Here is a 23937-nt window from a genome sequence, read left to right as displayed (position 1 = left end):
TTCAGTTTAGTACCAGCGTGGACTTATGGCAAGCAAACTATCTCTAATCTCTAACCTTCAAGCTTACGGCGCATATGTGGGAATAAAATCACATCACGAATACTAGCAGAGTCAGTCAATAGCATTACCAAACGATCAATACCGATGCCTTCACCTGCGGTCGGTGGTAAGCCATAAGATAAGGCTTCGATATAGTCTGCATCGAAGTGCATCGCTTCATCATCGCCAGCGTCTTTTTCAGCCACTTGACCAAGGAAACGCTCAGCCTGATCCGCAGGATCATTCAGCTCACTAAAACCATTTGCCAATTCACGACCACCGACAAACAGCTCAAAACGATCGGTAATCTCAGGATTGTCATCACTACGGCGTGCTAGTGGTGAAGTTTCAGCAGGATATTCTGTGATAAAAGTTGGCTGACGTAATTGATGCTCAGCGGTTTCTTCAAAGATAATCGTCTGCAATTTACCGACACCAAAGACATCTTTTACCTGCTGCTTTAGCGTTGTCGATGCATATTCTGCGAGATACTCACGATCATTGATACGTGCCATATCGAAATTTTCTGCATATTTGGCAATCGCATCGGACATAGATAAGCGTATAAAAGGCGCTTTTAGGCTGATGGCTTCTTCTTGATAAGTAATCTCAGTAGTACCTAAGATATCCGTCGCCAATTCGTTAAATAAGCGCTCAGTCAAATCCATTAAATCATGATAATCCGCATACGCCTGATAAAACTCAATCATGGTGAATTCAGGATTATGGCGGGTTGAGACACCTTCATTACGGAAGCTACGGTTAATCTCAAATACTTTCTCAAAGCCGCCAACAACTAAGCGTTTAAGATAAAGCTCAGGAGCAATACGCAAATATAATGGCATATCTAACGCATTATGATGCGTTACAAATGGACGCGCCACTGCACCACCTGGGATAGGATGCATCATTGGCGTTTCTACTTCCATAAAACGCTCATTCAACATAAACTTGCGAATACCGCTAACGACCTGACTGCGAATCATAAAGGTATCACGAGTCGTCTCATTGGTCATCAAATCTAGATGGCGATTACGATAACGAGCTTCCACATCGGCTAGACCATGAAACTTATTTGGCATTGGGCGTAGCGCTTTGGTCAATAACTCAATCTCTTCGATATGTACGTACAAATCACCTTTGCCTGAGCGACCGATATAACCTGATACGCCAACGATATCACCCAAATCTAGCGATTTGATATCGGCTAATGTTTCTTCATTTAGCTCTTTACGTGCGACGTATAATTGAATACGACCTGTCATATCTTGGATAACAATAAACGCGCCACGGTTGAGCATGACGCGACCGGCGACATTAACCTGTGTTTTTTCGCCTTTCGCATCATTATCAGCAATTTCTTGTTTTGAGATACCATCAAATGCCGTTTGCAAGTCTTGAGCATAATCCGTGCGCTTAAACGTATTCGGATAAGGTTGTTTACCCGATGCGACGATATCATCGAGCTTAGCTTGCAATTGAGCAATCAGCTCGTTGGCGTCTTCTGGAACTTGCTCTTGATTATTTTGCTGATTTTGATTATTAGGCTTTGACATAACACTCTCAAAATTATTAGATAATTAAAGGAATAAACGAAAATTATAAATTTTAAATACAGAATTAAAAAATTTCAAATAAGACAGTTGTATAATAATGATGCGTTTTCAACATTAAAAACAAATACCAAATTAATCGACGCAGATAGCAGGCTGTGCCATGCCATCTTCAATCGTTTGATAACAGCCAAACGGACTGCTATCACTGGCGCATTGTCCGGACTGAGTTTTGGTATTAGCCTCTACAAACTCACCCGTGCTTTTGCACTTACCTTGACAGTCGCTACTGTCTTGGCAAGCTTTACCTGCATCGCTATAAGTCACCACACATTGATAGCAACCAAGCCGACCTTGCTGTGAAAATACGCCACCCTTTGCCGTACAGGCTTTTATAATCTCATCGGGCGGATAAACACAGGCTTGATAAGAAAACGGGTCAGTCTTAATATTCAATGCAGTATCATTCGTTGCACTATTATTTTCTGAATTGTCATTTGCTGTACTACTATCGCTCGGCTCTGGCTGCACTACTGGCGTTGATGGAGGCGTGACACTACAAGCAGATAACCAAAACGCCATTAACATCGCGGTAATAATAATCGCGATTTTGTTAAACGGTAGTAATAGTAGTGATGAGTTGGTTATCATATGCATAACGTACGCCTCTTATTTTATGGGCTTATGAATCTCTTATGAAGCACCGCCAATACTGGCCATCAAGTCGGCTTGATGCTCACGTAACAGTGCATCTAGTAACTCATCCATATCGCCTTCCATAATGGCATCAAGCTTATATAAAGTCAGGTTAATACGGTGATCAGTCATACGGCCTTGCGGGAAGTTATAGGTACGAATGCGCTCTGAACGATCACCACTACCGACCAAATCTCGACGTATGGTATCAGCGGCATCAACCTGAGCTTGGACTTTGACTTGCTGGATTCTTGAAATCAGCATTTTCATCGCTTGCGCACGGTTTTTATGTTGGCTACGTTCTTGTTGACACTCTACCACGGTACCGGTTGGAATATGCGTCAAACGTACGGCAGAGTCGGTGGTATTCACGTGCTGACCGCCCGCGCCACTTGAGCGAAAGGTATCCATTTTTAGATCTGCAGGATTAATATCGACCGTATCATCAATCTCAACTTCAGGCATCACAGCAACGGTACAGGCTGATGTATGCACGCGACCTTGGCTTTCTGTATCAGGCACACGCTGAACACGATGCACGCCAGACTCAAACTTTAAGCGACCATAGACGCTATTACCAGACACACGGGTAATAATTTCTTTATAACCGCCATGCTCGCCCTCATTGGCTGACAAAATCTCTAATGTCCAGCCTTGAGCTTGCGCGTATTTTTGATACATGCGGAACAAATCACCAGAGAAAATCGCCGCTTCATCACCGCCTGTCCCTGCACGAATCTCAAGGAATGCGGGCACTTTATCATTAGGATCTTTTGGCAGCATCATGACATTAAGTGCTTCTTCCATCTCTACGATAGTATCGCGAGCACTGTCAATCTCTTCTTGCATCATCTCTTTCATGTCAGGATCTGACGCTTCTGTTAACATGGCTTCGGCATCAGCCTGATCCGTTTCTGCACCCACATAGTTCTGCCATAACGTAGTGATATCCATCAAGTCGCTATGTTCGACAGACAATTCACGGAACTTATTGTTATCACTGATGACACTCGGGTCTGATAATAAGGCAGTGACCTCTTCATAACGGTCTACCATCTGGTCTAAACGCAGGCGTAAGGATTCTTTCATAAAAGGACTTTTAATTAAATAATGGGAATAAGACCGTGATTATAGCAAATTTTTTTGCTATTTACTGAAAAGCGTTTTTCCTAATTTATAACTTGATTATATTAAATTGCTGCTCATTTTGTGAGTAATTAAGCTACCAAAACCTATAATTGATGAATAATTAAGATCCGATTCAATGAATCGCGAAACAAAGTAATACTTTAAAAAACCACCTTTCATTAGCTATGAAAAAAGCGATAACTCTGATTAATTATCGCTTGATTTTTTATTTGCAGATATTTACTTAGAGCCTATCACAAATCAGCAAAATCTATGATTTTTTGTATTATTAAAAAGTGTCTACTGATGAGTTCGGTCCAGTGGCACTTACCGTCGGTCTTTTTACTGTTAACCCAGAACGGTATTCTACTGAAGAGTTTGCTCCTTTTACTAAAATGCTATTCACTTTCGTAATAGTAATATCATTATTAGCACCAGACTCAACCAGTTTTTTTGCTTGTTGCGCTGTGACTGAATTGTTTGCCCCACTAACGGTAATCGTTTGACAAGACCCATTGACTGTTATTGTTCGATTGCTACCACTAATAGACGCGTTCGGATTTTTGGCAGTACAGTTATAGGTAGCATTATCATTTGCTTGGCTACTAGAACCACTAATGTCCACCAAATCATATCCAGGGATGCTAATACCACTTACACCAACTGAAATATTACCAACCTGAACGCCATTTGAACCGGCATAAACTCCAGCCTGAGCAGAAGCCGCAGATAAAATTGCCGTTAGAACTAACAAAGCATGTAACCGCATAGTAATCCCCTATCTTATGTATATTGTCAATTTTAAAATAATTTCTATAAAGTACAAACGAACTACTGTTGAGCCTTAACATTATACGAAAAAGATAGAATTGTTAATGTAATTTTATCTAATTATTTCGTAGGTATTAACCAACAGTTACTCATAAAAATGTCAAAATTTCATAAATATACATAGAAGTCAGCGAAGCTCATAGCTTATTTGGTTGAGCTTTACAAAGCATTAGGGCTATTGAATATTTGCAGCAAGACTTCATAGTCCACTATGCAATTATTCAATAGCCCTTACATGTTTGAAGCTTAACTAAAGATTTTTAAACTTTCTTGACCAATACCGAACCAATAGAATAACCGGCACCAAACGAGCAAATCACACCCAAATCGCCTGATTTTAACTCATCTTTATAACGATGGAAGACAATCATCGGACTGGCTGAGCTGGTATTGGCAAATTCAGCGATGACGCTCGGCACAATCGCTTTATCTGCTTCTTTACCAATAACCGTACGCAAGATTAAATCCAGCATATTGGCATTGGCTTGATGGAGCCACATCATTTTAACGTCAGACGTTGGGATATTATTTTCTTGCAAATGCTCAGTAATAACTTCTGACACTTTTGGACAGACTTCACGGAATACTTTACGACCATTCTGCAAAAATAACTTGTCGGTCACTGGCTCTTTAAGATCCGGATACATCTCGGTCTGTGCTGCCAAAAACTCTGAACGATCCATAAAGCCATATTCGTTTTTGATGTTGGTCGAAAACTGAGTAAATAGTTTAGAGTTTAGAATCTCGTAGCCTCTTGGCGTATCGAGTTCTTCTACAATACAAGCGGTGGCGACATCACCAAAGATAAAATGACTGTCACGGTTGCGCCAGTTAAGATGCGCTGAAGTAATCTCAACATTGACCACAGCGACGCGCTTAGCAAGACCTGATACGATAGAACCATGCGCTTGTGATAGACCAAAAGTGGCGGCACTACAAGCGACGTTCATATCATAAGCAAAGCCGCCAACCATACCGATTGCATTTTGAATCTCGATAGAAACGGCTGGATAAGTACGCTGGAAGTTTGAGCAGGCAAGGATGATACCATCTAAGTCATTGGCTTCAAGCCCAGCATCAGCCAAGGCATCATTTAATGCGGCTACACCCATTTCTGCCATGATAGACAGCTCTTCACCTAAGTTACGATACGCGATAACAGGCGCCATGATCTCAGGGTTTAAGATACCGTCTTTTTCCATCACATAGCGTGATTTGATGCCCGATACTTTTTCAATAAAAGCCGCCGATGAAGGCTGAAGTGCGGTAACAGTCTCTGCTGCTATCTCGTCGGCGTGTTTTGTATTATAGTTTTCAACATACTGATTAAAGGACTCTACTAGCTCTTCATTACTGATGCTAAAAGGCGGGATATATAGGCCTGTGCCTGTGATACAAGTCGTCATGATACGCTTCCTTGTCTACTACTAGGGTGCTTGAAATAAGCATAAGGTAAAGTAAAAAAACAGTCGTCTAATTTTCGGTGAATGACTGTAAACTTAAATAAGTGCCTTTATTATGCCTGAATATTATTATTTTTCTAATACTTTGTTACAAATAATCAGCTTCTTATCAGGAATGCGTAAAGATTGGCTTCATTTTATGACAGCTGCGCTATAATCAGGGCAGTTTATTTGACAGCTGGTCTTTTGAGACTTTATTAAATAATAATTATCAATACTACTACTTGTCTATTTTGGAATATCAATGATGGAACTTTTAAATGGGTTATTCGGTCAGTACGCTGATTATCCAACCTTATTTATCGCCTTAGAATTAATTGCAGTTATCTTTGGGGTGTCCAGCGTCTTGCTCGCCAGCAAAACCAATATTTTGGTATTCCCTATCGGCTTGGTGAGCACCGCTATATTTGTCTATCTGCTTTGGAAATGGCAGTTATTCGGCGATATGTTTATCAATGCTTATTATAGCGTTATGAGTATCTATGGCTGGATCAATTGGTCAAAAAATAAAAAGAATATAAAGCATCAAGACCCTATAAATCCAACTGATCATCAGCAAGACAAACATCTACAAGCTACAAATACCCAAAATACTATTCAAGTGGAACATTTAAACAAGAAAGACATACCCATATTGGCATTACTAGCCGCTGCTACCATTGCCTTTGTTGCTTTGGTTTATTACTTTAGACCAGTCATTAACAATCAATTTAGTTTCGATGGCGCTGAGCTTGGTGTGCATTTATTTACCTGGGTTGACTATACCGACATGCTGACCACTGCGCTGTTTTTGATGGCGATGTGGCTGATGGCACGGCGCAAGATTGAGCATTGGCTGTTATGGATTGTCGCTGATGCCATCTCAGTACCGCTCTATTTTTATAAAGGTCTCACCTTTACGTCACTACAATACGTAGTCTTCACTCTTATTGCAATTTGGGCTTATTATGAATGGCAACGACGCTACCGCGTTCAATCTCACGCAGCATACGCCTAAATCTGTCATCAAGGTCGCTGTTTTAGGGGCAGAAAGCACGGGTAAGACCACTCTATGCCGTGACTTAGCCACGCACTTTGGCTGCCCTTGGGTGCCAGAATATATGCGTACTTATCTACAGGCGAAATGGGATGACGAGCAGCTGACTTGTACCTGGGATGATTTACTGCCGATTGCGCAAGGTCAAATTGAGTTAGAAAATAAACTGGCTAAGCAAGCCACTCAAACGCAAGATAATAGCCATTATTTGTTTTGTGATACCAGTTTATTTGAGCTAATGGTCTACTCCAATTGGTATTATGACGATTGTCCTGATGCGCTCACCCAAGCCGCTTTGGCGCATCATTATGATTTGATATTACTGACCGACATCGATACGCCTTGGGTCGCTGATGATTTACGTGACAGCCCACATCAGCGTGATGAGATAAGCGCTTATTTTGAAAACCAGCTAAACCTTTACCAAAAGCCGTTTTTTCGTGTGAGTGGCGATAGAGAACAGCGGGTTCAACAAGTCAGGGAGATTGTTGAAAAGTTGGATAACTATTAAACAAAAAACAGCATGAGATAACTCTTTTTAACGATACTGTTTACACTATTGAAATTTGGCACATTATAATAAAATTACGTTATCCTAAGCCTCGTTTTCAGCTCAACACCATAAGAGACATTGATGTTAAGAAATATTGAATATTGGTTAGAAAAAGTTATCTTTAATAGTCGCTGGATATTAGCGCCTTTTTACTTAGGGTTGGTTTTTGGTATCATTTTACTATTTGTAAAATTTATCCAGAAACTATTGCTGATGTTCGACACTGTATTCAGCGCCTCTGTATCGGATGTCATCGTCAATATATTGGTATTGGTCGACATCTCGTTGGTCGCCAGTTTATTATTAATTATCATCTTTAGTGGCTACGAGATATTTGTTTCAAAGATCGACACAGGCGAGCATGTTGACCGCCCCAGTTGGATGGGAAAAGTTGACTTTTCAGGGCTTAAATTAAAAGTCATCGGTGCTATCGTCGCTATTTCTGCTATCGACCTTTTAAAGTCATTTATGGATATCCCCAGCGAACTGAGCGATGCCGAAGCGGATAAACTGATGTGGAAAGTCATTATTCATATGACTTTTGTGGTGTCTGGCTTACTGTTTGCTATTATGGATAAAGTCGTTGGTGACACCAAAAAACACTAGCGTATATAGAACATATTAAAAAACTTCAATTTTAGGCTGTCTTACGTTGGCATCATTAAGGATGACTCAACCCATCAATATAAGACAGCTCACCATTGTCATAGATAATTCAATATAGCTATTACCTAATTCGTTATCATCTAACAATCTCGCTATTCAATGCCTTTGCCCATTTTTTACCGTCGTTCTCACAACGCTGGCATACTTTATTAGGATTTGAGAGATAGCAGACATAACCACAATACATACAAGCATAATAAATCCCAGGCTCTATTTGTTCGACTGCTTGATACTGTTTGGGGAAAAGTGGTAAGCCATAGCCTGTTTTATCGGGTGAATATAATAATAGACTAAATTCGCCATCCGTCTCTAGTAAGCCCGTACGCACTTGACCTAAATGTTCAACCCCTTGCTGGCGCATTTCTGCAAAAAACTCATCATGTGACATTTCTCCCTGTTTAATTTTATCGAGTACGAGCAAACCATCTTCAACGATATAACGCGCCCTGCCTTCCAAAAGATCTTCAAAAGGCTGATACTTCATCATAGCCCAAGTACACAGCCGATAAAGCAAGATTACGGTACTCATAATGAGTACCGCTTGAATAATGGGTAAATCCTCGGTAAACATTGGGTCACCTGCAATAGACCCTAAAGATAAAATAATCGTCAGCTCAAAAATAGATAACTGCCGAACGCCACGCTTGCCGGTGAAGCGTAAAAACAAAATAATAAGAGCGAACATTACAATGACGCGTATTAATATTTCAGCGGCAAATGCCCATGTTGTGTCATAAATAAAGATACTTGCTAAATCCACGTATTTTTTCCTTTTTATTATTTTTATTACAACGAGCATTTAAGCTACAACTTGTAGATAAGATGTTTGAACATCGCTCTATACTAACTATCAGCATATGGCATTGACGCTGCCTCTATTTTATTCAAAAACCATATTAATGATTGTAGGAATTATTTTTGAAAGTCACGCTTTATACCATGATTGCGTTAATTGCGTTTGCGGCAAATTCTCTATTTTGTAGGATGGCGTTAGCGCAGGGTTACATAGATGCTTGGAGCTTTACCATCATTCGCCTGCTGAGTGCTGCTGTCTGTTTGAGTATCATCATGGCGTATCAGTCCTATCGCTTACGACACCAAGCGCTAAAGCTCGGCAATACCTCTAAGGATGCGCTTTTAAACGATAAAGGCAGTTGGTTAAGTAGCGCAAGCTTAGTCATTTATGCACTGTGTTTTTCGATTGCTTATGTAGAGCTAGAGACTAGCACTGGTGCGCTGATTTTATTTTCAGCGGTTCAGCTCACTATGATTGGTTGGGGTATTTATAAAAAAGAAACCTTAACTACTTTGCAATGGATTGCATTTATCATCGCAGTAGCAGGATTTATTTATTTGATGCTACCGTCAGCAGCTATGCCTTCATTACTAGCTGCAACGCTAATGGCGATAAGTGGTGCAGCTTGGGGTATCTATAGCATACGCGGCAAATCATGCGCATCCCCACTACAAGCCACAGGTTTTAACTTTATCAGAAGTCTTGCGGTCATTCCGATACTATTATTAATAGATTTTATTTATCTGGATAATATAGGTTTGGCAAACATCGATATAGATAGTATAACTATCGAAGGAATATGGCTGGCGTGCGCGTCAGGAGCAGTCGCATCTGGCATAGGATACAGTATTTGGTATATGGCAATGCCTTTATTAAAGACTACGCAAGCAGCCATTGTACAACTTTGCGTGCCTGTACTTGCTGCGATACTGGGCGTGGTATTTTTATCTGAGCAATTGACCATAGCATTCGTTGTGGCAAGTGCGGTTATTTTGGGTGCAGTACTGGTGTTTGTTTTGAATAAAGAAACGCCAAAAACATCAATGTAAAATAAGGTTGTCTATCGTATAGCCACTCTATAATAAAAGAGATACATTTATAATGACGTGCTACTGGTATAAATTTTTCTTGCTTGCTGTGCCTATGCAGACAGAGGCTACAAAAAATCCATTCCAGCAGCACTTATATCGCTTTTAAACTGAACTGACTATAGATAGCTTTATAATTTAAGCCAAGTTGTTTGTTTATCTAACCTAAAAAACAGTCTTGTTCAGTGCCACTAATTGAACGTCCAACACGCCCTAATAAAATCAATACCTTTTACTAAAATCCATTCATATAAAAAAAGCCTGTAGTTTGACGAAAGGCTCTTTTTATATGAATGGATAACAGGCAATACAAGAATCGAAAAAATTATTTAAAAGAACGACTTAGCAAAGGTTTCTTTTATATTTTTGGGCTCGTGGCGTTTAATGTTATTAAGTTCATGGCGAGTCTCCGACGCTATTTGATAAGCTTTTAAACGTGACTGTTGTAAATTGCCAATAGGACGATTTTCTTCTAAGCAACGGAATGGCGTAAACGATAAATTTTCCATTATTTCAAAGTTACCGTCATCAGGTACATCTTGGCAAGGAATCGTTAGCGTTGCTACTGTAACAAAGGGCGTATCAGACGCTTTCCATTCAGTGGTGAGCTCTTCAATTGGCTGCTTTTTAAGGTTGCGGCAAAGTTGAATCTGTATATCAAACTGATAATCGTGCTCGCCTATCTCATCAATAATCAACGGGCGAATCGCCTCTTCTTTCGCTGCAAGGTCTAACTCACGACGAGTCACTTTTTTAGCAGATACAGCGGTCGGCGTCACTCTTATTTTAGCCATATAATCGCCATGACGCACCGCACCTTGCGAGTGAAAATCATAAAGCAATGTGTTTTTTGGCTCAATCGTCGCAAATCCACTCACGGCTTTAAAAGTCTTCAGCGATTCTTTAGTCGGTAATCTTGAACCGTGGTTGGTTAGCCAGTTAAAGGCCAGTTGCGCTTTACCGATTATACCTTTTTCAGTATATTCAGGCAGGGCCAAAAACAGCTTAGACAGATAGGTATATTCTTCAATTCTATTGCAAAAAAAGACCGGATGATTAATCAGATTAAAATCAAACGTCGTACTGTCTTCCTCGCCAGGCGCTAATTTTTTACCCGGCACATCAAAAACCTTAATCGCAAGACCCTGTGCCATTCCTAGCTTACGATCAGAGTATACGCGTGAGGAGCCGTTAGAAAAACGAATCACCGCATCATGTATGCCAGAATCAGCATAAAGACCTTGCGCATATTCTTTGGGCAAATTATCTAAAATCTCAAACTTAGCTTTGAGGGCGCAGTAGCCTTTAGCATGAGCATCGCGGGTATGGTAATCAACGTTACTAGCTTTATCACTTCCAGCGATATAGCTTTTAATATCGTCAGTAATCGTGCGAATATGATGCTCATCTTCTGTCGTCAACTGAATATATTTAGTATCATAAGGAATGTATTTAGGTTTGAATAATTTTTTTAACATCATCTTTCTCATTTTAAAATTGAATCACTTAATAAAAAGTTGCTTGACTACTCTACGTACCCAAGCAACTGAAAACCTTATTATTTTTATATTTTTTTGTAGCTATGAAGGGCTAATAGTGCTTAAACAACAGTCACATGCAAGCGTGCGTCAACATTACCGCGAGTGGCATTAGAATATGGGCAGACTTGATGAGCTGTTTCAATCAGGGTCTGCGCTTGTACTTCATCAATGCCAGACACTTCAATATATAAATCTATGTCTAAGTTATAACTGCCATTAGCTTTCATGCCAATACCGACTTGTGCAGAAGTTTTTGAAGCGGTCACCGGCAGTTTCATTTGTTGCGCCGTCATGTTTAATGCATTATCAAAACAGGCAGCATAACCCATTGCAAACAGCTGTTCCGGATTGACGCCTTCTTTGTCTTTTTCTTGGAAAGACACCAAATCAAAACCTAATGAACCATCGTCAAGTGCAGTATGTCCAGAACGTCCACCAGTTGCTGTAGCGCGAGTTTTATAGAAAATTTTCATTATGTATTCCTTATTTAGCTTTATGAGACTTATTCAATATTATTTAAATCAGACTTGATGTGTCGTGATAGGATTATTATAGAAGAGTGGCTCACAATCCGTTAGAACAGTCCTCTAAAGTTCTTGCCTAATCCTATAAATATTTATATTATCAAGCAAACTCAAAAACCAATAAAATACGATGAAAACAAAAATCATTGAGCAATTGCTTAGAATATTACCCAAAAACCAAACCATCGAATCTGCTATTCCAGGCTTGTTCTTTTATTGTGCCGATAGACCAAGAAAAACGGTCAGCTACATTCAAGAACCCAGTATCTGTATTGTGCTTCAAGGCGAGCGCGAGATTTACTTAGGTACGGATTGCCAAAAATTTGACAATAGCAACCTGATGTTTTGTCCAGTCAATATCCCTTTAAGCATGCATATCAAACATGCCTCGATAGAAAACCCTGTGATCGTCTTATCAATGAAATTAAATCTTGCGATGATTAGAGAAGTCCTAGCCAAAATACCGCCTAATCAACATACAGGCGATGGTCATTTGGGAATAAAATGGCCATTAGATGACATTATATTGGGCGCTTTTGAGCGATTGATAAGCTTGCTCAATTATCCAAATGATACTAAATTTTTATCTTCTTTAATACAGCAAGAAATTTACTATCGTTTGCTCTCAGCACAACAAGGTCATAAATTGCGGCAACTGGTGATTAATGCCAGTCACACCCATCGTATCGCTCAAGCCACTGATTGGCTAAAAGCACATTTGAGTGAGCCAGTAATCATAGAGGGTTTGGCTAGTAGGTGCGGTATGAGTGTTTCGAGCTTCCATCAACACTTCAAAGAAATTACTCAGCTAAGCCCACTTCAGTATCAAAAAAGCCTGCGTTTGATGGAAGCACGGCGACTTATCAAGATGAACGAAACACAAATATCTCAGATTGCTATGCAAGTAGGATATGAAAGTCCCAGCCAATTTAGCCGAGAGTATAAGCGCTTGTTTGGAATCAGTCCGAGCAGTGATTTAAATTAGCATCTACTCGACTTTAATCTACAATTAGTATGATCTATAATGAATATAATCTAATTATATCAATATTAAATAAAATTATGATTTTATGAGGACATATCGTGCAAGATTTGCGACGCTTTGAGGATTATTTATACGAGAGACCCAAACCAACAGGAATTGACGTTGTCTGCGGTTTAAAACATTTTTCTATCATTACTTATGCCGTGCCAGCAGAAAGATTTGTCGGTATATTTCCTGATACCGAATCAGCACTTATCTACTTAACCCATCCGCTAGCAGGATTTTATCATCGCCGTGATGGCAAGCTTGGCACGTATCGCGTCTGGCATAAGAGACTTGAAGTCAAACCCGCCTCTCTAATCGCTGCAAACTTCACGCTCTTATCAAAGCTAGGTATTGTCACTGCGTCAGAACAGAGCAACCCTTACAGTGTGCTTATCGAACCTTTAAATACATTCACCATCTACTTACCACCAAAGATCGTTAGCTAATTGCATTATTAGTGTTTTTTCTGACCTAAATACTGCACCACTGCACTCAGACCTTGATGGCGCTTGCCTTCTGAAATCATACGAAGCTTTTCAGTACCAATTACTTCTTCTAAGTCTGCAAGCTCTGTGCGTAAGATAGCCAATGACTCAAAGCGCTCTTTTTGCGTAGCAGGTGGACCACCGACTGCCTCCATGGTTAGCTGCTGCTCAGTGTAAGCTTCTAAAATAAAGACGCCAGCTGGCTTTAACGCCGGTGTAATCTGTGCGTGAACGTATTGACGGACGGATTCAGGTAAATGCGCCCAAATTGAGACAATGCCATCCCACTGTGCCTCGCCAAACTGATAGTCAGCCAAATCTGCAACTTCAATCTTAATATCCACCCCTTTATCAGATGCTAGCTTCAACGCTTTGTTTAGACCAACTTCAGATAAATCCATGGCGGTAACTTTATAACCCTGCTCAGCTAAAAACACCGCGTTTCTACCCTCACCTTCTGCTAAACATAACACCTTGCCACCTGCCGGTATGTTTTCAAAGACTTGCCTTAAAAAATCATTAGGTTCTGTGCCAAAGACATACTCTGCTTCGTTATAACGTTCGTTCCACATACTGACTTCCTTTTTAGTACATTACATTTTTTGAGATATATATCGTTTTAAAACATTTATTTACTTAGGCTATTTATAGGTAATTTGCATAGCATTTTTATAAAAACCATACAATACTTGGTGCTTACAAAGTAAAGATTTTCATACTATCAAAGAAAATAATTGACTTGATCTATATATTCATAATATAACATATAATGTATATTCAATATTTTGCACTTAATTGACCACTTTAAATTCTCAGTCAATTTTTAATACTTAGTAAAACAGCAACGGGCTTCGGGAGGATGGAATATGATTCGTTTAAGCTACACTCTCAAATGTTGGGCATTAGGTGTTGCCTTTTACTTAGGATTTTATACTATTGTCCTAACGAGCAATCCTGACTTTGCCAAATACATCTATATTCTGGGGGTCAGCACACTACTCTTTCCGATTGCTAAGCGTGCAGTCGATGTCATCACTGATTTTATCGCACCCCATACCACCATATTTAATGGATTATTATCTTCATTACTAATCAATATGGTTATTTGGATTTTTACACCTTTTATCGTAGCATTGACACTGATTGCCCTATTCTTTTATTCGATAGGTGTAATGACAGAAAATATTCGAGCAAAACTATAAATCATAAAGCCAGGGTTATAATCTCTGAGATTAGCAGCGTTGACTCTAAAACCGAGTCTTAATACTCACTATTAAAGCAAAGACAAAAGATTATTGTCTTTGCTTTTTTAATCTTATGAATATAAATACTCTTATCATCAGGTTAAAGTAAAAAAAATACAGGAATGGTAACGTTCTGCTGCTATAAAAATTTAATATAGTCAGTCCTAAATAAAACAAATACAAATATTATAACGTACTACTGGGATTAATTATTCGTAGCCTCTGTCTGCATAGGAACAGCAAGCAAGAAAAATTGATACCAGTAGCACTGTATTCTTTTAAAAGTAAATCCACTATATATAAAAAATTTTGTTTTATCATGCATCATGCAATAAATATTCATTATTAATTGCCGTGTAAAAAGCTTATCCTACAAGGTTGTAAACCAATTGATCAACTTATGTGATAGCACGACCCTTGTTTTGATAAAAACAAGGGTCGATACACATTTTAATCAGGGCTTTTTATTAAAGGAATTTTATTGAATGACTACTGCTACTCGCCAAGAACATGATCTGCTCGGCTATCGTGATGTCCCTGCTGATGCTTACTATGGTATTCAAACCTTACGCGCTTTTGAAAACTTCACTGTCAGTGGTGTACGCTTGCATCAGTTTTCTACTTTCATTCGTGCTTTTGCGACCGTCAAAAAAACCGCTGCTATTGCCAATAATAAAGTAGGCGTGTTAAATGAAATAACTAAAAATGCCATTGTAGCGGCGTGCGATGATTTAATCGCTAATAAATATCATGATCAGTTTATTGTCGATATGTTCCAAGGCGGTGCTGGCACTTCAACCAATATGAATGCCAACGAAGTGATTGCCAACCGAGCGCTAGAGATTTTAGGCTATAAGAAAGGCGAATATCAACATGTGCATCCAAATAATGATGTCAATCTTTCACAGTCGACCAACGATGCCTATCCTACGGCGCTAAATGTGGCCTTAGACGATTATTGCGTTCGCCTATTATCTAAAATGGATATTTTGTATAATAGCTTTAAAAATAAAAGTGTTGAGCTTGCTGATAAACTAAAAATGGGTCGCACTCATTTGCAAGACGCGGTACCTATGACAGCTGGTCAAGAATTTAATGCTTTTGCAACGATGATAAAAAAAGAGATGGCACGTATTGAGTCTACTCGTGCGCTATTTCATGAAATTAATATGGGTGGTACAGCGATTGGCACGGGTTTGAATGCCCCAGCTGGTTATTCAGAGCTTTGTGCAGAGACCTTACAAGAGCTAACTGGCAGACCTTACTATATCGCTGAAGATTTGATTGAAGCTACGCAAGATACCAGTGCTTATGTCGCTTTATCTGGTAATTTACGTCTACTCGCCGTGCGCTTATCTAAAATCGCACATGATTTACGCTTGCAATCATCTGGTCCTCGCGCTGGTCTGGCGCAATACCGCCTACCTGAAATGCAGCCTGGTAGCTCAATTATGCCTGGTAAAGTGAATCCAGTTATCCCAGAAGTGGTAAACCAAGCATGTTTTCAGGTGATGGGTATCGACAGTACCATCGCTATGGCTTCTGAAAATGGTCAGCTACAACTCAACGTCTTTGAGCCGGTTATTGCCTTTAATTTATTTACGGGTATGAGCATGCTTGCCAATATTTGTGAGATGTTTGCCACCCGCTGTATCGATGGTCTTATCATGAATAACGAGGCTTGCAATATCGAAGTGTTTAATAATATCGGTCTTGTCACTGCGCTTAATCCACATCTGGGTTATGACTCCTCTTCTTATGTCGCTAGAAAAGCGCAAGAAACTGGTGGCAGTGTTTATGACATCGTCTTAGAAGAAAAACTTATGGATAAAGAGACCTTAGATAATCTTTTATCTCCTGCCAATATGGTATATCCGAAGGTTAAACTAACGCCTTAGTTTGCATTGGCTTCGATAAATTAGTTTTGATAAATGAGCTTCGATAAATGAGTTTCAATAAAAAGGCTGGATTAGTGATTACTAATCCAGCCTTTTTTTCTAATTTTTGGCAATAAATTGTGGCTACTGATATAAATGAGTTATGGTCTCGCTCAGCGGGAACAACATTAACTTAAAAGAACACACTTCATTGGTAAGTCAGATACAAGCCAATACCAAGATTGACTGCAATCATAGGCAACAGCTTTTATAATTTATGTAAACCTAAAGCTTTTAAGCCTGACTTTGCAATCTGAACATCTTCACTACCGTGGGCGCCGCCTACACCAATACCACCAACCACAATACCATCGATAAAAATAGGCATACCACCAGGCATCATGAGAAAGTTTTCATCTAAGTATCTGATATCTTCAGGAATCGTTCCGTCTTTGATTCCTTTAGCAATAACAGCGGTCTCTCTCTTCTGCGAATTGGCAGTATAAGCTTTTTTATAACTAGAACGAATAGTATGTACGCCTGCTCGATGATCCCTCAAAAGGGCAAGTACCTGTCCTGAACGATCAACGATCGTAATCGATACCATCAGCTTATCTTTTTGTGCAGCTAAAAAAGCAGCATTTACTATCTTTTGTGCCATCTCGCCCGTTAATAACGAGACTTTGTCTTCACGTTCCGAATGTGCCGTGTGCACTTTAGAGGCCACGAGCACTTCAAGATTGGATATCCTTTCCATATTAAGTCCTAAATTTTCTTTGATACCTATTAAAACATTATGGCGCTGAAATAAGAAGTAACAATTTATGTATTTAAGCTTGCAGGGTACTTTAAGTGTTAAGTAAAATTTAAGTATTAGGTAAGTTTATTGCTTTAGCATAACCTGTAGGGGCAAACTTGGTAGTGACAAGTAACATACCGACAAGAGTCACAATAAGCATTAGCCAAACTATTTGAAAACTGCCCGTCCACTCACGCAAAATCCCCGCTATGTAAGGCGCAATCGCTGTAATAATAAAACCAATACCTTGCACAAATGCGGTCAGTGCGCCAGCCAGTTTGGGCACTGACAGATGATCAAGCGCTACCGTCAGCGTTAGTGAAAAGCAAGCGCCAAGTCCGCAACCAATCATAGCGACCCAAAGCATAAGCAGAGACATTGGCATAAGAACTAATCCTGCAAAACCAACTATCTGAATGATTATGGCAAAGAACAACCAGGACCGTCTATCTAAACGATTGCCTGACAACGCTGGAATACCTAGTGCACCGAGCACCTGAAAAACAGTCATGATACCAATCAGCTCACCACTATCTTGAGCACTCCAGCCTAAAGCTCGGGCGTAAGTGGGCAGCCAAGCAATCATACAAGCGTAACCGGCATTGGCGAGTCCGAAATAGCTTGCCAGCAACCATGCACGTTGATTCGTAAAGAAGTTAATGGCGACGCTGCTATGCTTGGTTTCCATTACTTCGCTAGGTCTAAACCACCATAGCAATAATGCAATGACCGGCACTACCAGCCATATACCCAGTCCTGATTGCCAACTATCATAATGCTGAGCGACTACTGGACTTAGTATGGCTGCAACACCGCCTCCGGTCATCAGTGCCGCTGAATAAACTCCCATAGCAAGCGGTACGCGTCGTGGATACCAGCGCTTTACCACACCAGGTGCCATCGCCTGTACAACAGCAATACCGATACCTCCTATCAGGGCGCTGGCAATCAATGTCGAACCTGTACTTAGCCACAAACGCCATAAACTTGATAGAGCAATAGCAAATAGCCCGCCTATTATCCAAGCGCTTTCACTCAGCCACTTTCCAAGCCAAGGCAATAATAACGGAAAGATACCCATGCATAGCATCGGTAATACCACCAGCAATGAAGCAGCTTGCAGCCCTATACCAGTACTCAAACGAATTTCAGCTAACAGCGGACCGGTAGCGGTTATGGTTGGACGTAGCGTCATTGCCAAGACAGCAATCACTAACATTGGCCAATATAGTGTCAGTACTGATTGGCGTGTATCACAGGAAGCATTATCAATACTCATTTATAAAAAATTATCCTTTATAACCAAAGAAGCCGGCATGGAGTGCCGACTTCTTTGGTGCTTTATCGTTTTAAGAAAGATCTAAAAAGTGATATTTTAGGAGGGCATACACAGGCTACAGATAAAAATTTAGTAACACCAACAAACTAACTGACCTTATCCCACATTTTACTGAGACGCTTAGGCGATACAGCCATACGAGTTTTCATTGGTTGAGCAAATAATTGGATGCGATATTCTTCAACCAACCAGCGATATTCACTGATAGATTCGCTATCAGCACGCCCTGACAAGCGTTCCATATGTAAATCAAGCGCATAGACACCGTCAAGATCGGCTTCAAGATTATGCTCAAGGCGCTCAAGGCGAATCTCTAACGCTTCTAAATAACGCGGATACTGCTGCCAATGACTATAATCCATTCGATAAACAAACTTCGCTAAATGCAAATCTTCCAACTGATCTTCGATGTCATCAATAGACTCACCAAATATTTCACGATCAAGCATCAGCAAACTTTGGCGAATACGCTGCCAACGGGTATAGACATTTTTAAGGGTTTTAATCACTGCTTGACCAGTCAATAAGAAGTTACTGATTACTGCTTCTGCCGTTTGAGTATATTCCTCAAGGGTGAATGGTAGCTCCTCCGCCAGATTGGTCGCGATACTATCGGCACTTTCAGGTAAGTCTACACTATGATCAAAGAGTATGTAATGCTCTTCAAGAGCAGCATCTAACGCCGCATCAATAACGATGGTTTTTAACTTATCCATATCGCCAAGTGGGGCAAAAGCCAATTTGAATATGCTATCAATTTGGCTGGTCAACTGTTTCTTTTTCGCCCCAAGCTGCCCTTTCATGAGCGTTAATACACCCATACGGTGCGCCTGCAATGCAGCATTCACATCAGTATACTGATGAATCGACACCGCCGCACCTGCCTCATCAGACACCAAGGCGGCAAACTGCTTCATCACTACGCCAGCGCTATGATGGTTTTTACTAAATTTAAAGTGCTCAGGGAAGCTCGTATGTGCGCCTTGCTGTTCAGTGACCGCTTGACTGGTCTCACTTGCATGACGAATCTGTAGCGTTTGTAAATCGCGACCCTTTTCGATAATGCGGTTCTTATCATCGACCACACAGATTTGCGGTTGTAGATAGCGATCAATGGTAGACGGATTAAAGTTATCGGGTGTCACCGACATAATGCCGCGACGATTTAACGCCTGGCAAAGCTGTTTAAGTAGTCCTTGACCACCTGCAGGCTGTAACTCATCAAACAAGCTATCGGCCGTATCTGGAATCGGTACTATCTGACGACGAGTCTCTTTAGGCAACGACTTAAGTAATTGCAATACCAACTCAAAACGCCAACCGGGTACGCCCCATAATAGCTCAATAGCGTCAAGCTGTGGTAGTGCAGCAAGTGGTACACGAATGGTTACTCCATCATCATCACTTGACGGATCAAAGATATAACGTAGCGGTAGCTTCAAATCACCTAACTTCCAAACTTCTGGGAAGTCGCCTGTGGTCGGTGCTTGGCTATTGAGTACGTCATCATCAGTAAAGAATAGATATTTGCTATCGGTTTTTTCGACTTCCGCACGCCAATCTTCAAAAGCTTTACGACTGGCAATATGCTCCGGGATTTTTTTATCATAAAACTGATATAACGTCTCTTCATCGACCAATAAATCACGGCGACGTAACTTATCCTCAATACGTTCAATGTCGGCAATTTTATCCATATTATGCTGTAAAAATGGCGCTTGCCGACCAAAGTTACCTGTCACTAAGCCATCACGGATAAATATCTCCCGTGCTTCGATTAAATTGACTTGTTCATAATTGGTTAGCTGCTTGCCAATGATAATAAGACCAAATAAACTAATCTGTGCGTAAGCTTTTACTCGCCCCGTCTTTTTCGACCAATGCGGCTCAAAGTAGTGATATTTTAATAAGTTGCCAGCCGCTGAGATAATCCATTCTGGCTCAATCTTGGCAACGGTGCGCATAAAGACTTGTGATGTCTCTACCATCTCAAATGCCATTACCCACGGTGGTATCTGTTTAAATACCGTACTGGCTGGGAATATCTTCGTCTTTTGCTGGCGAGCTGCCAAATATTCACCACGGCTTTCGGTTTTATGGGCAATGATAGATAACAATCCGGTCAACAATGCGCGATGCAAATTCGCATATTTAACCGCTTTAAGTTCCTCATCATCGACGCCGGTTGGGTCACTATTGGCTAATTCACCATTTTTAGTATTCAATTTTGAGTCGGCAGCATTATCAGTCAGCTTAAGCTCGGTGACCATTTGCACCAGCTGCTTATGGGTTTGATGCCATTCACGTACCCGCGGAAAGCTAAGATAGTTTTTCTTCGTAAACTGCTTGCGCTGATTACCCGACAGCTTATTGCCGTCTTCATCTTTTTCAAACAACGCCTTCCATAGGCTCAAATAAAACAAGAAGTCTGAATCATCTTGGCGGAATTCGGCATGCTTTTGATCCGCTTGCGTGCGTTTATTCGCTGGACGTTCACGTGGGTCTTGCACGGCAAGCGCTGCGACTACAATTAGCATTTCACGGATACAGTCAAAGTCACTACCGGCAACTAACATACGCGCCAGCCTTGGATCAATTGGCATACGCGCCATCTGTTGCCCGATACGCGTCAACTTCAAATGATCTAAACCTTGACGTTTTGGCTTATTACTTGCTGTAGTATTAGAATAGCTAGCTGCTTGCTCATCCTTTTCGGTAATCGCACCGAGCTCATTTAACAGCTTATGTCCATCGGTAACGAGACGACTATCAGGTGGCTCGATAAATTCAAAGTCATCGACACTGCCTAAACGCAGGTTTGCCATCTGTAAAATGACTGATGCCAAGTTAGTGCGTAGAATCTCCGGCTCCGTAAACTCAGGACGACCACTAAAGTCCTCCTCGCTATACAGACGAATACAAACGCCCGGTGCGACACGACCACAGCGACCTTTACGCTGATTGGCAGCAGCTTGAGCAATGGCTTCAATCGGTAAACGCTGCACACGTGAGCGATAGGAATAACGTGAAATCCGCGCAAACCCTAGATCAATGACGTAGCGAATACCGGGTACAGTCAATGCGGTTTCAGCAACGTTAGTCGCAATGACGATACGGCGACCACGACCGGACGGCTGGAAGATGCGTTGCTGTTCTTCATACGTCTGCCTTGCAAATAACGGCAGCACTTCGGTATGCTTTGGTCCATGCCGCTCAAGCACTTCTTGGAGCTCACGTATCTCAGCTTCGGTAGCGGCAAATATTAAGATATCAGCTTGATCGGGATGACCCTTACTTTGCGCATCACTAAAGCATTCTTCTACGGCGGCAACTACGGCACGCGGTAAATTCTCTTCAAAGTCATCATAGCTATCGTCATCTGAGCTGGTCACCGGCTCATCGGTCAGCGGACGATAACGCACTTCAACTGGGAAGCTGCGTCCTTCTACATTAAAGATAGGCGCTGGTACTTTACGTTTCAGCTTAGCATCGTAATGACTGAAGTATTCGCTAAAACGTTTAGTATCCAGGGTCGCCGAGGTAATAATAACTTTTAAATCCGGGCGTTTAGGCAAAAGCTTTTTAAGATAGCCCATGATAAAGTCAATATTTAAGCTACGCTCATGTGCCTCATCAATAATAATGGTGTCGTATTTACTTAGAAATCGATCATGACCTAATTCAGCCAATAAAATACCATCAGTCATCAGCTTAACGACTGATTGCGCGGTGCCTTGCTCGTTGAAGCGAATTTTAAAACTAACGGTATTACCTAACTGCTCACCCAATTCTTCCGCAATCCGGTTTGCCACGCTGCGTGCTGCAAGCCGTCGCGGCTGTGTATGCCCTATCTGCCCCCGTATTCCTCGACCTGCCAGCATGGCAAGCTTTGGCAGCTGAGTGGTCTTACCTGAGCCCGTCTCACCAGCAACGATAATCACTTGGTTGTCGATGATAGCCTGTATCAAATCATCTGCACGTTGACTAACCGGCAAATCAAGGTTTAACTTTGCTGGCAAGTCATTTGGAATACTGTCCATACGTGCTTGTACCGCTTGTTGTGAGCGGATTTTTAACTTTTCAAATTGCGCACGTTTTTTATCCAAATCATCGCTATTTTTAGTATCGTTTTTAGCGTCATGTTTGGCATCTGCATTAGGATTTTTATGAGCAGCAGGCTTTTTAGATGTCGGTTTTTTAGATAATGATGCACGTGCCAGCTCACGCTCAAGGCGGCTTAGATAATACTCATCTTTTGCAAGCACCGGTAAATTAGCAACAGAAACAGCGTTTTGAGCGTCTGTATTTTCTTGCGGCTTATCGTTTGCCTTAGTGTTTAGACTTTCAGCTTTTGCATTTTGACTATTTTCTTGATTATTTTTTGGAGTATCAGGCATATTTACTTAGGCTATTTATTATTTGGAAGTGGTTAGATTATGGGGATAATTGGACTGTGATTCAAGTTGCTCGTGTATGGTTTAGACTTGCATTGCTGTTGATAGACAGTCTTAGATTAATAAAGCCATCATAAAATTTTCAAATCTGTAAAGTGATTAAACCTTATAGATGAAAAATCACACATACATAAGCGACCATTAATATGATTACAGTGCTAATTTCTTAAGATTTTTAATACTCAAATAACCTACATACTCTTTATCTTCTACGACATTTAGACTGTCATCGAGCGCTCTTACAATAGGTTCGATGATAATCTCAACATTTGAGATAAGGTCATTCACACTGTATATGTCATCTAACTCTACCTCAAACTTATCGTCAATATGCGAGGCGGCATTAAAAGGTGACGCTTTATCATTAAAAGTAAACTGCTTATAAAATTCGCTCTGCTTTGCCTGTTTAATCGCCTCCGCTTGATTGGCAGCAACGATAAGTAGCTTATAATGAAACTCCTCAAAGCTGCCCTGCTGATAGCCGCCTAAATTGATAAAAAATAGCTTTAAGGCACGATTATTCTCTACTTGGTTGCTCGATTCAACCAATTTAATCGTATAGCCATCAACCTTAGTAATCGCTCGGTACGAATCAATATGCCACTTATTTTTGACTTCAGGCCAGTGAATATTAATATCGTCTATCAGCTCGCTCACCTGCTTGGCCACGCCAAAAAAAATATCATGTTGCTCAATCAAACGACCTTTGGGACGACCGCCTAATTGAATCATATATAGGGTTGGCATCTGACACGCTCCTTCTTAGATATATATACAGTTAATATTTATTTTAGT

At 40.7% G+C, this 23937-nt stretch carries 21 protein-coding genes; 8 read left to right on the top strand and 13 right to left on the bottom strand.

Annotated features, from left to right (window positions below):
- Nucleotides 1–50 precede the first annotated feature (50 nt).
- The 5 genes from lysS to WAZ74_RS12745 form a co-directional block, all read right to left on the bottom strand.
- Nucleotides 51–1595 carry a lysine--tRNA ligase gene (lysS, locus tag WAZ74_RS12765; RefSeq protein ID WP_422308680.1) on the bottom strand — a complete coding sequence of 515 codons (1545 nt, stop codon included), beginning with the start codon at nucleotides 1593–1595 and terminating at the stop codon, nucleotides 51–53.
- 132 nt (nucleotides 1596–1727) lie between these two features.
- Nucleotides 1728–2249, bottom strand: a complete 522-nt coding sequence (locus WAZ74_RS12760; protein ID WP_422308679.1) for a hypothetical protein — start codon at nucleotides 2247–2249, stop codon at nucleotides 1728–1730.
- Between the two features lie 36 nt (nucleotides 2250–2285).
- Nucleotides 2286–3377 carry a peptide chain release factor 1 gene (gene prfA / locus WAZ74_RS12755; protein ID WP_422308678.1) on the bottom strand — a complete coding sequence of 364 codons (1092 nt, stop codon included), beginning with the start codon at nucleotides 3375–3377 and terminating at the stop codon, nucleotides 2286–2288.
- A gap of 328 nt (nucleotides 3378–3705) precedes the next feature.
- Complete coding sequence (locus tag WAZ74_RS12750; protein WP_422308677.1) at nucleotides 3706–4185, bottom strand: DUF3060 domain-containing protein; 480 nt, start codon at nucleotides 4183–4185, stop codon at nucleotides 3706–3708.
- Between the two features lie 322 nt (nucleotides 4186–4507).
- A complete protein-coding gene (locus WAZ74_RS12745) occupies nucleotides 4508–5653 on the bottom strand; it encodes a beta-ketoacyl-ACP synthase III (protein ID WP_422308676.1) in 1146 nt (381 codons plus the stop codon).
- Nucleotides 5654–5957: 304 nt separating this feature from the next.
- Here WAZ74_RS12745 and pnuC point away from each other — a divergent pair, with 304 nt between their 5' ends.
- The 3 genes from pnuC to WAZ74_RS12730 all read left to right on the top strand — a co-directional run bounded on the left by pnuC (nucleotide 5958) and on the right by WAZ74_RS12730 (nucleotide 7905).
- On the top strand, nucleotides 5958–6707 hold the full coding sequence (pnuC, locus tag WAZ74_RS12740; RefSeq protein WP_422308675.1) for a nicotinamide riboside transporter PnuC: 750 nt from the start codon (nucleotides 5958–5960) through the stop codon (nucleotides 6705–6707).
- The gene (locus tag WAZ74_RS12735; RefSeq protein WP_422308674.1) at nucleotides 6658–7257 is read left to right on the top strand and encodes an AAA family ATPase; all 600 of its coding nucleotides are present in this window, start codon (nucleotides 6658–6660) and stop codon (nucleotides 7255–7257) included. Before pnuC ends, WAZ74_RS12735 begins: the two co-directional genes overlap by 50 nt.
- A gap of 123 nt (nucleotides 7258–7380) precedes the next feature.
- A complete protein-coding gene (locus WAZ74_RS12730) occupies nucleotides 7381–7905 on the top strand; it encodes a TIGR00645 family protein (RefSeq protein WP_422308673.1) in 525 nt (174 codons plus the stop codon).
- A 136-nt stretch (nucleotides 7906–8041) separates the two neighbouring features.
- Here the strand turns inward: WAZ74_RS12730 and WAZ74_RS12725 are convergent, their stop codons facing one another.
- Nucleotides 8042–8725 (bottom strand): DUF421 domain-containing protein, encoded by a 684-nt coding sequence (locus WAZ74_RS12725; RefSeq protein WP_422308672.1) that lies wholly within the window; start codon nucleotides 8723–8725, stop codon nucleotides 8042–8044.
- A gap of 158 nt (nucleotides 8726–8883) precedes the next feature.
- On the opposite strand from WAZ74_RS12725, the gene WAZ74_RS12720 reads away from it, so the two are divergent.
- A complete protein-coding gene (locus WAZ74_RS12720; RefSeq protein WP_422308671.1) occupies nucleotides 8884–9810 on the top strand; it encodes a DMT family transporter in 927 nt (308 codons plus the stop codon).
- Nucleotides 9811–10178: 368 nt separating this feature from the next.
- On the opposite strand, the gene WAZ74_RS12715 is transcribed toward WAZ74_RS12720, so the two are convergent.
- Complete coding sequence (locus WAZ74_RS12715; protein ID WP_422308699.1) at nucleotides 10179–11327, bottom strand: catalase family protein; 1149 nt, start codon at nucleotides 11325–11327, stop codon at nucleotides 10179–10181.
- Nucleotides 11328–11449: 122 nt separating this feature from the next.
- Nucleotides 11450–11863: an organic hydroperoxide resistance protein gene (locus tag WAZ74_RS12710; protein WP_422308670.1), complete on the bottom strand. Its 414-nt coding sequence runs from the start codon at nucleotides 11861–11863 to the stop codon at nucleotides 11450–11452.
- Nucleotides 11864–12044: 181 nt separating this feature from the next.
- On the opposite strand from WAZ74_RS12710, the gene WAZ74_RS12705 reads away from it, so the two are divergent.
- Nucleotides 12045–12899: an AraC family transcriptional regulator N-terminal domain-containing protein gene (locus WAZ74_RS12705; protein ID WP_422308669.1), complete on the top strand. Its 855-nt coding sequence runs from the start codon at nucleotides 12045–12047 to the stop codon at nucleotides 12897–12899.
- 98 nt (nucleotides 12900–12997) lie between these two features.
- Nucleotides 12998–13390 (top strand): hypothetical protein, encoded by a 393-nt coding sequence (locus WAZ74_RS12700; protein WP_422308668.1) that lies wholly within the window; start codon nucleotides 12998–13000, stop codon nucleotides 13388–13390.
- Between the two features lie 8 nt (nucleotides 13391–13398).
- Here the strand turns inward: WAZ74_RS12700 and WAZ74_RS12695 are convergent, their stop codons facing one another.
- A complete protein-coding gene (locus tag WAZ74_RS12695) occupies nucleotides 13399–14001 on the bottom strand; it encodes a class I SAM-dependent methyltransferase (RefSeq protein ID WP_422308667.1) in 603 nt (200 codons plus the stop codon).
- A gap of 294 nt (nucleotides 14002–14295) precedes the next feature.
- On the opposite strand from WAZ74_RS12695, the gene WAZ74_RS12690 reads away from it, so the two are divergent.
- Both WAZ74_RS12690 and WAZ74_RS12685 read left to right on the top strand, forming a co-directional pair.
- Nucleotides 14296–14631: a hypothetical protein gene (locus WAZ74_RS12690; protein WP_422308666.1), complete on the top strand. Its 336-nt coding sequence runs from the start codon at nucleotides 14296–14298 to the stop codon at nucleotides 14629–14631.
- A gap of 527 nt (nucleotides 14632–15158) precedes the next feature.
- Nucleotides 15159–16571, top strand: a complete 1413-nt coding sequence (locus WAZ74_RS12685; RefSeq protein WP_422308665.1) for an aspartate ammonia-lyase — start codon at nucleotides 15159–15161, stop codon at nucleotides 16569–16571.
- Between the two features lie 247 nt (nucleotides 16572–16818).
- On the opposite strand, the gene WAZ74_RS12680 is transcribed toward WAZ74_RS12685, so the two are convergent.
- The 4 genes from WAZ74_RS12680 to WAZ74_RS12665 all read right to left on the bottom strand — a co-directional run bounded on the left by WAZ74_RS12680 (nucleotide 16819) and on the right by WAZ74_RS12665 (nucleotide 23889).
- Nucleotides 16819–17307: a GlcG/HbpS family heme-binding protein gene (locus WAZ74_RS12680; protein ID WP_422308664.1), complete on the bottom strand. Its 489-nt coding sequence runs from the start codon at nucleotides 17305–17307 to the stop codon at nucleotides 16819–16821.
- Between the two features lie 109 nt (nucleotides 17308–17416).
- Nucleotides 17417–18628 (bottom strand): CynX/NimT family MFS transporter, encoded by a 1212-nt coding sequence (locus WAZ74_RS12675; RefSeq protein WP_422308663.1) that lies wholly within the window; start codon nucleotides 18626–18628, stop codon nucleotides 17417–17419.
- A gap of 146 nt (nucleotides 18629–18774) precedes the next feature.
- Nucleotides 18775–23085, bottom strand: a complete 4311-nt coding sequence (gene hrpA / locus WAZ74_RS12670; protein ID WP_422308662.1) for an ATP-dependent RNA helicase HrpA — start codon at nucleotides 23083–23085, stop codon at nucleotides 18775–18777.
- A 207-nt stretch (nucleotides 23086–23292) separates the two neighbouring features.
- On the bottom strand, nucleotides 23293–23889 hold the full coding sequence (locus WAZ74_RS12665) for a DUF1543 domain-containing protein (RefSeq protein WP_422308661.1): 597 nt from the start codon (nucleotides 23887–23889) through the stop codon (nucleotides 23293–23295).
- Nucleotides 23890–23937 lie beyond the last annotated feature (48 nt).

This window comes from Psychrobacter sp. (assembly GCF_049295055.1).
GTDB lineage: Bacteria > Pseudomonadota > Gammaproteobacteria > Pseudomonadales > Moraxellaceae > Psychrobacter.
The sequence above is the reverse complement of the archived record's forward strand: the minus strand, read 5'-3'. Positions and strand labels throughout refer to the sequence as shown.